This is a genomic window from Leptolyngbya sp. FACHB-36 (assembly GCF_014695955.1).
In the GTDB taxonomy this organism is placed as follows: Bacteria; Cyanobacteriota; Cyanobacteriia; order Leptolyngbyales; family Leptolyngbyaceae; genus FACHB-36.
Map to the genome: position 1 here is coordinate 1 of NZ_JACJPG010000468.1, position 11,716 is coordinate 11,716.

The window sequence follows — 11,716 nt, forward strand, 5'->3', positions numbered from 1 at the left end:
ACGGCGGCGAGTCCAATGCTGAGCATGCTCAGCACGATCGCAGTTGCCTGCGGCGGCAGCGTACTGAGCGCAGGTGCGATCGTGCTGACCTCAATTAAGCCGCTCCACGATTGCAGCGTCGTCATCACCATTACATAACCCGCACAAGTTACCAGCATCCACAGCCAGTCAGGCACATAGCGCCGCAGCACAATCCATTGAGTTGCCCCGACAATCAATCCAGCCACCAAGCCGTTGACGAACGTTCCTAGCAGTCCTTGAGGTTGCCACACGATCGTGAACGGCGGCTGTTGCAGCGATTGCAGCACGAACCCGACTAGAAACCAACCCAGTCCCGTCGCAACCATGAACAGCACCGTAAACCTAAGCCGCTGAAACGGAGGAATCAGAAACCGCTGGGAGGTGCTGAGAGGCATCGACTCGGACAGTGGCAGAGAAGTGGAGAGCAGCATGGGAGGAATGGAGAGACTGATTAAGCACGCACTGTACACTATTCGTCGGCAGACCAGCAGATTTACGTCAAAATTTTTCGGGGATCAGGGGACTGCTTCAAGTGTGTTTACAAAGGAACCGCCAGAATGGGAAGCCAGGAGCCACAACAGGCTAAAGCGAAGCAGCGATCGACGCTGCTTCGAGATCGGCAGGCGCTTTCGGAAGCGGAGTGGCGAGACAGGAGCGATCGCCTCTGTGCCCATCTGCAAACGGCATCGATCGTTCAGCAGGCGCAAACGATTCTTGCCTACTTCAGTGTCCGCCGAGAGCCGGATCTGAGTTCTCTATTCACCCTGCCGAAAACGTGGGGCTTTCCTCGCTGTGTTGACACGTCGCTGGTGTGGCATCGTTGGTCGCCGGATGAACCGCTGCAAGCAGGTGCGTACGGGATTTTGGAGCCGCATCCTGATTCACCCCTGCTGAACGCCCGCGAGGTCGATTTACTGCTGGTTCCGGCAGTGGCGTGCGATCGCGTGGGATACCGTCTGGGATACGGCGGTGGCTTTTACGATCGCCTGCTCAGTTCCCCAGAGTGGACGAGCAAACCGACGATCGGCATTGTCTTTGAGTTTGCCTACCTGCCAAGCTTACAGATCGATGCGTGGGACATTCCTCTAACAGCCGTATGTACAGAATCGGGACTGTACCCAATTCCAGGTTCCAGAATCTTCTAGAGCGTGGGCATTCTGAGGAAGTCCTCGTTCCACAGGGTGTATGGTTTCTCGTCCCGTCGATTCCGCTGCCAGTGATCCCCTCCGCGCTCAGCTTCAGCGCGTTTGGGGCTATGACGATTTTCGGTCGCCTCAGAGGGAGGTCGTTCGCTGTTTGCTAGCGCAGCGAGACGCGATCGTGGTGATGCCGACGGGCGGGGGCAAATCCATTTGCTTTCAACTGCCTGCCCTGCTGCAACCGGGGCTGACTTTGGTGGTGTCGCCGCTGGTCGCCCTAATGGAAAACCAGGTGCAGGAACTACGCCAGCGGCGCCTACCCGCCGCTCTGCTGCACAGTGAGCTTCCCCGCTGGCAGCGTAAGCAAACCCTGCAAGCCTTAGAGCAGAATCGATTGCGGCTGCTGTATTTGTCACCAGAAACGCTGTTGAGCGTGCCCGTGTGGGAGCGTCTGTGTCAGCCAGCCGTGATGCTGAGCGGGTTGGTCATTGATGAGGCACACTGCTTGACCCAGTGGGGTGAGAGTTTTCGTCCGGCTTACTACCGTTTGGGCGCCGTGCGTCCAGCGCTACTGCAGCACAAGCCCGCCGGAAGCCGTCTTGCGATCGCCGCCTTCACTGCCACCGCTGATCCCACCACACAAGCCACTCTGCAACGGGTGCTGCACCTCGATCAACCAGAACACTTTCGCCTCAGTCCTTACCGATCGAATCTGCGCCTGCAGATGCAGACAGTCTGGACACCGAGAGGACGACAGCAGCAGTTGCTGAAATTTATTCAAGCTCAAGGTCGGCAAGCAGGACTGGTATACGTGCGCTCTCGTCGGGACAGCGAAGGCTTGGCAGAGTGGCTGACTCAGCAAGGCAATACGACTGCCGCCTACCACGCTGGATTAAGTGCGGAGGAGCGTCGCGCGATCGAGCAGTCCTGGCTAAACGGAGCGCTCCCATTTGTCGTTTGCACCTGCGCATTCGGTATGGGGATCAACCACCCAACAGTCCGCTGGATTGCACATTTCCATGCGCCGCTGCTGCTGTCTGAGTACGTGCAGGAAATTGGGCGAGCCGGACGCGACGGCAAACCCGCAACGGCGCTAATTCTAGCCAGTGAGCCTACTGGGCTGTTGGACCCACAGGACAAGCAGCGACGGCAGTTTTTTGAGCAGCAGTCCAGTAAGCAGGCGCGATCGGCGCAGCACCTGCTCAAAAAACTGCCCGCTCATGGCGACGTTGCCTCTGTCAGTCGCCAATTTCCCGACGGCGGACTGGCGCTGTCTTGGCTGCACGCGGTCGATCGCTTGGACTGGCAGGACCCATTTCACTACACGCTGCGGTCCTCTAGTAGCCCTGCCTCACTGCAATCGAATATTGACGCTGCCCAGCAGATGGTGCAATACCTCTACACTCGTGGCTGTCGCTGGAAATTTCTGCTCGAAGCCTTCGGATTTCCTCAGAAAGCCGACTTTCGCTGTGGACACTGCAATCAATGCAACAGCTAGTAATGCGTCAAAACGAAAGAGAACTAACGCATTGCCCCTTGTATTTCTAGGGCAGCGAGGAGGACCCGTGTTTCCATGCACTCTACCGAAATTTAGCTAGGCGTTGATATCACGCTGATATTGCATTGGCACGGCGCTTTTGGCGCAACCCCTGCAAGCCTCGCGCTACTTCTCCGTCAGTGTCCAAGAGCCATCCCACTCGTCGGGTGGTGGATTTTGCAGCCAGTATTGGCAGCGCTCAAGGTGCAGCAGCGCGGATTTATCGTGGCTGTCAATTTCTTCCACGATCGTGGCGAACTCATTCATGGCGAATCGGAATTTACGATTGAGATAAAACTCGCGCCCTTTCTGGTAAAGGTCGATCGTGCGCTGTTTATCTTCAGGAATGGGATCAAGTGCGAGACCCACTAGCTCATAAATTGCGACGGGTCTATTTTTGCCCTTCACTTTGATGTAGTCCAACTCGCGCGCTTGGACGCGATCGCGGCAGGGTTCGTAGGTATTCTCGCTAATAATAATGTCGGTGCCATAGAGCTTACTGGCGCTCTCCAGTCGAGAGCCGAGGTTGACGCCGTCACCGATCGCTGTAAACTCCATCCGCTTACTGGAGCCAATGTTGCCGCTGATCACCACATCTGAGTTGATCCCAATGCCAATTTTGATCGCGTCTTGGTTGTGGCGCAGCCGCTCAGCATTAAACTCCATCAGACGGGCACGCATATCCACCGCCGTCTGCACCGCCATCCATTCATGGTCTTGCAGCGGCAGCGGCGACCCAAACACCGCCATGATTGCATCACCGATGTATTTGTCCAGGGTGCCTTTGTGCTGGAACACCGCGTCCACCATCGACTCGAAGTATTTGTTCAGCATGTCCACCACCTCTTCAGCCGTGAGGCTCTCGGTAATTGTGGTGTAGCTGCGAATGTCAGAGAACAGCACGGAAACCTCTTTACGATCGCCACCCATCTTTGCCGCGTCGGGGTTTTCCAAGAGCTGCTCTGCCAACTCCTGCGTCATATAGCGATACATTGTGCTCTTGAGCCGCTTTTCATCGCTGATGTCTTCCATCACCACCAGCGCACCAGAGACCTTGCTGCGATCGTTGGCGTCGGCGATCGTGTTTACCGACAGGTTAATGCTGTGCTGCTCCTCTCCACGCGCAGGCTGGAGCGTTTGGTCTGGGTAGTATTGGCTGCGGCTCTTGTCATCGCGAGCTTCCAAGGCGCTGCGGAACCAGCGGGAGAAGTCGCCTTTTTCCAACGTCACCAGTTCTGATACAGGCGTGCCTTCCAGGGAATCGTCTTCATGCAAGCCCAGCAGCTTCTTGGCGCTTTCATTGGCAGCGATGATGTTTCCTGCCTTATCCGTCGAGATGACGCCGTTGGTGAGCGATCGCAGAATATCGCGCTGCATCTGCTCTTGCTGCTTCACCGTCTCAAACAATTTGGCATTCTGTAGAGCGACACCCGCCTGAATGTTGAACGTTTCCATAAATTCCTGATCACTGCGGTTAAAGCTGGCTTTCCAGCATTCTGGCGCCTGCGGGTAAATCGCGGGATCGTAAGGCGGGTAGTCGCCCTGCTTTTTCTTGTTGACCAGTTGGGTCACACCAATTAGCTCCCCATCGGCGTTGAACACGGGCATACACAGCATGCTGCACGTGCGGTAGCCTGTTTTCTGGTCGGTGGCTTTGGCGGTTTCGGCGTTGGGATGGTTGTACAAATCAAATGGGATCAGCAGGGGTTCTCCAGTCATAGCAACCTGTCCGGCAAATGAGCCGAAGCCCATTGGAATGCGGATTTCTTGCTGCGAGGTGCCGATCGGCAGCTTCGTCCACAGTTGATTGCGCTCTCGATCAATCAGCCATAGCGTGCTGCGATCGGCGTTCATTAACTGCTTCGCCTCGTCCATCACCTTTTTCAGCGTGTCTTCTAAGTCAAGGCTGCTTTGGCTTAAGGACTGGGTCGCCTTAATCAGGGCGTTGGCGGCACGCTGGCGTTGAGTAGCGGCGTAGAACGATCGAGACGATTCCAGAATCAGGCGAATCGATGGAGTAAATTCCCGAAAGACTTGTTCATCGTGCTCGGTAAAGCCGCCGAGATCAATGCGCTGGTCGAGGGGAGCACTGCGATCGACGTGTTTTTGCACCTTGTTGATTAGCTGGATCACAGCGACCAGATTGCCGTCGTCATTCAACAGCGGCAGCGCCAGCATTGTGTAGGTGCGGTAGCCCGTGTTCTTAAACTGAATTTTTGCTTGAACAGAGCGGGGATCATCAAAAAAATCGAACGGGATGTTAACCACACGCTTAAGGGTTGCGACCTCACCCGCGATCCCCGTACTCTTGGGTACCCGAATTTCGACGGTGCCGCCGCCCTCTCTGGCAACGGTTGTGTGGAGCTCGTCTTTCTCTTCGTCCACCAGAAAAATTGTCGTGCGATCGGCGCTCAGCAACTCTCCCGTCTTGGCGGTAATGGAGCTAAGCATTTCCTCCAGGATCGTGTCAAACCCCTGCATCTCTAGCATGGAGAGGGTCTGGTTCACAATGCGGAGCCTCTGCTCCACCTCGTCAACGACTTCTTTGAACTTTTCCTGGGTCAGCGGTGCCAGAAACGACGAGAAGTTTCGCCCTGTGGTCGCCAAGGCGCTGCTAGTGGAGTGGCTAAACGAGTGTTTGGGAGAGTAATCGCTGCTGGGACGCCCTTCGACAACTAGATCGCTAGCAATGACCTCATCCGACGTTGAAAGTACTTTCGATTCATGCTGAACGACGACATCGATGATCTCATCCTGGGTGTGGTCGGGCAGATGCTGCATTGAAGGGGTCATAAGACGCTGAGGAACGAGGAGTGACGACTTGCAGGATGGACAGCCTAAACGGTCCATTGGATTGGCACCTTGAAGCGGTAACCGCTGCCTCCGAAGAATCGATTAGGCGACGGCAATCACCATCAAGCGCTCCGAACCTGAGATGATTTTGACACTGTGACCTAAAGGATGTGTACCAATGCTTACCATTATTTGCAGGTCAGGTCAGCTTTGCGATTAGAATGCCCACTTCACCGGGATTCTGTACGGTAGCTAAAAATTCCCCTATATCTTGGCAGGCTTTTTCTCCCAGCTCCTCACACTTTCTGGGCATCACCCCAGTAAAGTTGTCATTGCTTCCAATAAACACAGATTGTGCCGTCTTGCCTTCCCAGGTAGCCAAAGAGTCCGTTTCCCACCCTGTCACCTATTAAGGGCGATAACGACGACTAATTTTCGATGTCTAAACTTGAGAATCTCACGTTTTTCTTCACACATCCATACCTTTCTTAATCTTTAATAAAGACTTTTTCCAAAGAGGGGATGCACCACCGTAAGAAAAACTGCACTTATTGGTTGGAATGTAAACCGTAATAGACTTATTTTAGGTACAAATCATCACCACGAAACCGCTAATTGGCTGAACCTTAACGGTGGGTACTTGGGAGAACTCGATCGCACCCCTGACCCGTTCAAAGCATCAGCGCCTCAACTGACACAGCGTTTTTAACTGCCGCAATTCTTCTGGCTGTACGTCGCGCCACTGTCCAGGTTTTAAACCTACCAAACTCAGATGCGCGATGTTGACGCGTACAAGTCGCAGGGTCGGAAACCCTACTGCTGCGGTCATTCGGCGGACTTGGCGATTGCGTCCCTCCGTCAGCGTCATCTCTAGCCACGCAGTCGGAACGGATTTGCGGAAGCGGATCGGCGGGTCACGCGGTGGCAGCGGCGGTTCCTGGGAGAGCACCTGCACGATCGCCGGACGAGTACGGTAGTCTTGAATCGTAACGCCTTGGCGAAGGTGCTTCAGGGCGGAGTCATCGGGGATGCGCTCAACTTGGACCCAGTACGTGCGGGGATGTTGAAATTGGCGATCGCTTAATCGGTGCTGAAGCACGCCATCGTCGGTGAGCAGCAGCAGTCCTTCGCTGTCCTGGTCTAGTCGTCCAACGGCGTACACGTCTGGAACGGGAATGTAGTCTTTGAGAGTGCGACGTGGCGCAGCCGACGGGCTGTCGTCGGTAAACTGGCACAGAACGTCGTAGGGCTTGTAGAACAGCAAGTAGCGGTGGGAACTCTGGAGGGAGCGACGCGGCATCGACAGCGTTAAATAGCACAGAATTTTAGTGTAGCGACAGGGCGGACCTATGACGGAGAAGCGGTGGACTGGGTACAAACAGGCGATCGCCAAACTAGCCGCTGTAATGGTGACGATCGCGGTGATCGGCTGCCTCACCGTTCATGACTACGGCGTGTCGTGGGATGAACTCTACGGCACAAATTCCGTGTGGTGGAATCTGAACAGGATTACGCGGAATGAGCCGATTCCCGGAATTTTTGAATACGACGGGACCGTGTTCAACGTCGCGACGGAAACGGTGTTTCAGGTACAGAAAAAAGTCGGGAAACTGCTGTCTGGCTCGCAGGAGCGATCAGAGCGCTTACTGTCTCGCCAGCGATTTGAATCCAAACACGCCATGACGTTTCTGACGGCGCTGCTGCTGTATCTGCTGGTGGCGGTCATCGTTGGGCTGCTGTGCGGTGCGGAGTTTGCCTGGCTGGGTCCAGTCACGCTGGCGCTGTTTCCCAGAGTGTGGGGACACGGCTTCTTCAACTTTAAGGACATTCCGTTTGCGGCGCTGTTCACGCTTTGCACGCTGATCGGTGCCTACTGGGTTGCTCAGTGGACGACTAACCCTGCATCGCCGAACCATGCCTCGTCGAACCATGCGCCAGAGGCGCCGCGCAAACGCTTTCCAATCGGACGCGATCGAGCGACGCTGGCCGCGATCGGCTATGGCGTTTGTGTTGGACTGCTGACTGGAGTCCGCGCCGCCGGATTGGTGGTGATTGGGCTGCCGCTGCTGGCGTATTGTTTGATGCAGGTGAGTCAGCGAAAGGCGATTCGTCTAGCAGATGTTCTGATCAACTTCATTCCGGCTGTACTGACGACGTTTATCGTTGCCACAGTTTGCTATCCGTCGTCGTGGTCAAATCCGATCGTGTGGTTCTACCGAGCGCTGACGGTGCTGTCGAATTACGGCTGGGATGGAAAGGTGCTGTTCAATGGCGAGTTTTTTGAGCCGCGATCGCTGCCCTGGGCTTACGTTCCAACCTGGATTGGCATCAGCGTGCCCGTGATTTTTCAGGTGGCGTTTGTGCTGGGGTTGGTCATTCTGATGCAGAAGTATCGCCGCTTCTCGCCGCTTCAGCAAGCCTGTATCGTGCTGCTGCTGCTGCAAATTTTTCTGCTGCCGACGCTGGCAGTGGTGCGTCGATCGGTGATTTATGGAGAAATCCGGCACTTTCTGTTCATCATGCCAGGAATCGCCGCAATCGCCGCTGCCGCGTTTATCTGGACTTATCAAGCGCTGCCGAAGCCGTCTCTGAAATGGGCGTCCTTAGGATTTTTGGCGGTCGTGCTCCTTAGCCTTGGGGTGGAGATGGCAGCGCTGCATCCCTACGAGTACCTGTACTTCAATCGAGTGTCGGGAGGTTTGCCTGCGGCGAACCAGCGCTTCGAGACAGACTACTGGGGGCTGAGTCTGCGGCAGGGAATGGAGTGGATCAATCAGCACGATCGTCATCCCGTTCTGGTCGGCGGTCCGCTCCACTCGGCAGAGGTGTTTGCGGATGAGGATGTGGCGCTGCGATCGTTTGCGGAGCGAAAGCTGCCACCCAACTTAAAGAAGCCGTTTTACTATCTGTCGATGTACGGCGGCAATCGCCAGTTTCAGAGCTACTTTCAGGAGTGCCCTACGCTGTATCAGGTCACACGGCAGGAGGTGCCGCTGGCGATCGTTCGGCGGTGTGAGTAGGGGCAGTTAATTGCTCCTCATTCGCTCTCGTCGTCTACCTCACGTAGCTGGCACCTGAGCGCCTTGCACAAGGACCTTTCCTGAACTTGCACTAGGGAGCCACTTAGTTGATCCGGGCGCGGAAGCGAACAAACCCAACATTGCTGCCAGGTGTGCTGGGCACATCACCCAAATCGAAGATCACCGCGCCATCTCGATTTGTCTGGTCTGGGCAGGAGTTGCCAGCGGGCAGAGGTGCCAGCGGTGAAAACGGCGTACCGCCCGGAAGCGGGGTTCCGGTGCCACGTTGGATTTGGCTGCTGTTGGGAATTAGGGAGGTTCCGGGTGGAACCGGATCGCACACGCTGGTACCCAGCACAGGTTGTCTACCGTCCGACAGGAAGTAAATCGTGTACTCGACCTCATCCCCACTGCGGAGTGGGTCCGCAGGACCAATACGCGGAACGCCCACGGGTGATAGGGACGACCAGCCAGCGGCAGTATCGTTGGTGTTGCCAGGATCATCCACAAACTGGCTGAACGTTGTCGGCACGCCATTGCGAGTGACGGCAGTAATTCGCTTCACGAGGCGCAAGTTCGGCGCTCCAACTCTTGCCGTGTCCCGGTTGTTGTTGGTATTCGGGTCAGGCTGATCGGCAGCCGTAATCTCTGCCGTATTCAGCAGCGGGTTGAAGGAGCCAGGGGAAGCACCAGCGCCAGCGTTGAGGGTAGCGGCGATTTGCAGCGTCACGCTGGCGCCATTGGCGATCGACGGTACAGTCCACACACCTGTTGCTGAATCGAAGGTGCCAACGCTGGGTGTAGCGGAGACAAAGACGAGTCCAGCAGGCAGAACATCGCTGACCGTGACGTTGGTGGCGGTAGCGGGACCGTCGTTCGTAAGAGCGATCGTATAGGTGACCGTATCACCTTCGTTGGCACCCGGATTGTCTACCGTCTTTGTCAATCGCAGATCCGCGTTGCCTGCGTCAACAATATTAAATGGGGTCAGCGCAGGCGGGCTGGGATAGTAAGTCCACAAGTCCAGTCCCTTCTGGTCGCCAAAGCCGCGACTGCCCGACCCAACAAAGCGGCGCTGCTGGCTGAATGTGTCGAAACCCGTGAGCAAATTGCTATTAGGGGGATTGGGAGGGGTGTTGGCGTTGGACGGCAACGCCTCGTTAATGGTTCCGACAACGTTACCATTCGCCGTGCGGTAGCCGCGATCGTCGTAAAAGCCAGCCGTGCAGCGTCCCGTAACCGATCCACGCAGGCAATTGGGTCCCGGTGGGTTCACCAATTCGTAAAAGGGGCTTCCGTTCGGGCTACTTTCCACATCCAGCAGTGGAAAGTGGTACTCACCAGCACGAATCACAATGCGGGCTTGGTAGTTGCTGCCCACGGGAAAGGCGGTGCCACTATTGTCTAACCCGTCCCAGTTAACCGTGGTGGCTCCGGCAGTCTGGATACCCCGAAGCACACGGTTTTGCGGATTCGTCGGGTCAAAATTGCTGCCGTCGCGGCTGAGGATGAGTTCATATACGTGTTGAACATTCGCCTGGTAGGTAAAGGTGCCGCCCTGACCCACCGTGGAGTTATTGGCTCCTGCACTGCCACTGAAACTGAAACTGCCAGAAATCACCACAGGCTCTTGAGGCGTTGGGATGCCGAGAGCGCTAATGACGGCTGAATCGGGGTTGTTGAAGAATAGCGGAAATTCTGGTCGCGCGATCGAGACACCGCCCTGAATGGCAGTTAGCTGGTTGGGATCGTCCGCATCTGCTGCTGCAACGATGTCTCGGTTGAGCGGACTCCGCTGATCGGTGTTGAGAAAGCCTTGACGGTTGCCGTAGACAACAAAGCCGTTCGGGTCAATGCCATTGAGCTGGGTCCGGTAGATGAAGCCGTCGATCGTCAGCGTGAAGAGCGTGGACTCGTTAGGAAGCGGGCGATCGTTGTTTCCAGTAAACAGCGTCAAATAGTAGGTAAACAGGCGCCCAGTAATATCAACAGGAGTGGTCAGGCTGCTGCGCACAGTCACGTCCCACGCCGCGACGCTGGTATCCTGCTCCTGGTCATTTTGCAGCGGGCTAATGGCTCCAGTGGGCGGCGTGACGTCTGGGCGATCGACATTATCCCCGGCGGGTCCCAGGACAACGACCGTATAAATGCCATCTTGAGGAGCCTGGTAGTAGCACGGAACGTATCCTGTTCCCGCGCCCGGAGTGCCATTAGCCGGGTTGGTAATCGTTCGAGGTCCTGCCAATTCTTGAGTCCGATCGCCAATAAACCCGATGTCGTCGTTTCCGGTGGTGGTGCGCTGACCCACACAGCTATACGAAGAAGTCGCCGGAATCTGTTCGTTACCGACAATGCTAGAGGGATCTCCAAGAGTGGGTGACGACACCAAACCGGGGTTGTAGACGAGAATATCGCCCGCGTTAACCCCCATTGCGCTAGACCCTAGCAGGATAAATTCGCCCTGGCGAGCGTAGACACGCAGCAGTGTGCGGCGGCGCAGTAAGTTGACATATTGGACCGATCGCCACTCCAGGTTTGCCCGGAAACCATTGCTCGACTGAAACAGATTGCGGCTGCCTTCTGCCTGAGCTGGAGCGATCGTTCCGATCCCCACGCCTGCGGCGACCAGTCCTGCCACAATGCCTTTAAAAAAGTTGGGACGACCTGTGTCAGCCGCTCTGCGCTGCTGTTTAGCCGTTAAATCGTTAGAGTTTCTCTTAACAAGCATTTGAAGTTGTGAATGCACCGTTCCGCGCCTCTTCCCTGAAGGAACTCATCTTGAGCATAAATTCGTAACTCGTGCACCCTGTTGAGAACAGCACTCGACGATCGCCGAGGCATTCTCTATTAAAAAGTTTCCACGAAATAGTCATTGACTACCCATTGCAAGCACTAGTTGACTCGAACCCGGAACCGGACAAAGCCAAAATTGCTGCCCGATGCCCCTGAAAGATCACCCAGATTAAAAATGACGGCACCGTTCGGATTGGACTGGTTGGGACAGGAGTTGCCGCTAGGTAAGGGGGCTAGCGGTGAGAAGACAGTCCCTCCTGCGGTGGGAGCGCCAGTGGCAGTTTGGACTTGCGCCGTGTTGGCAATCAGGCTGGTTCCCTGGGGAATGGGGTCGCACAGGCTGACGCCGATCGCGGACGTGCCACCGCTGACTAGGTAGTAAACGGTGTAAGCCACCTCATCTCCGCTTTGTA

6 protein-coding genes and 2 pseudogenes are annotated in these 11,716 nt (G+C 55.9%); 3 read left to right on the forward strand and 5 right to left on the reverse strand.

Features of this window, described 5'->3' with window-relative positions; all coding sequences use genetic code 11:
• Positions 1 to 452, reverse strand: a pseudogene (locus H6F43_RS13375) (hypothetical protein); the annotation flags it as partial.
• A gap of 126 nt (positions 453 to 578) precedes the next feature.
• Here H6F43_RS13375 and H6F43_RS13380 point away from each other — a divergent pair.
• Together H6F43_RS13380 and H6F43_RS13385 are read left to right on the forward strand one after the other, a co-directional pair.
• A complete protein-coding gene (locus H6F43_RS13380; protein ID WP_190343237.1) occupies positions 579 to 1,166 on the forward strand; it encodes a 5-formyltetrahydrofolate cyclo-ligase in 588 nt (195 codons plus the stop codon).
• A 40-nt stretch (positions 1,167 to 1,206) separates the two neighbouring features.
• Positions 1,207 to 2,658, forward strand: a complete 1,452-nt coding sequence (locus tag H6F43_RS13385) for an ATP-dependent DNA helicase RecQ (protein WP_190343238.1) — start codon at positions 1,207 to 1,209, stop codon at positions 2,656 to 2,658.
• A gap of 165 nt (positions 2,659 to 2,823) precedes the next feature.
• Here H6F43_RS13385 and H6F43_RS13390 read toward each other — a convergent pair whose 3' ends face one another.
• Entirely contained in the window at positions 2,824 to 5,490 is a 2,667-nt protein-coding gene (locus tag H6F43_RS13390) for an adenylate/guanylate cyclase domain-containing protein (protein ID WP_190343239.1), read from the reverse strand.
• Between the two features lie 679 nt (positions 5,491 to 6,169).
• Positions 6,170 to 6,790: a pseudouridine synthase gene (locus H6F43_RS13395; RefSeq protein ID WP_190343243.1), complete on the reverse strand. Its 621-nt coding sequence runs from the start codon at positions 6,788 to 6,790 to the stop codon at positions 6,170 to 6,172.
• A gap of 49 nt (positions 6,791 to 6,839) precedes the next feature.
• Between H6F43_RS13395 and H6F43_RS13400 the strand changes: the two genes are divergently transcribed.
• Positions 6,840 to 8,510, forward strand: coding sequence for a hypothetical protein (locus H6F43_RS13400; protein WP_190343240.1), 1,671 nt, complete (start codon positions 6,840 to 6,842; stop codon positions 8,508 to 8,510).
• Positions 8,511 to 8,613: 103 nt separating this feature from the next.
• On the opposite strand, the gene H6F43_RS13405 is transcribed toward H6F43_RS13400, so the two are convergent.
• A complete protein-coding gene (locus tag H6F43_RS13405; protein WP_190343241.1) occupies positions 8,614 to 11,238 on the reverse strand; it encodes a DUF11 domain-containing protein in 2,625 nt (874 codons plus the stop codon).
• Between the two features lie 164 nt (positions 11,239 to 11,402).
• Positions 11,403 to 11,716 (reverse strand): annotated as a pseudogene (locus H6F43_RS13410) (DUF11 domain-containing protein); the annotation flags it as partial.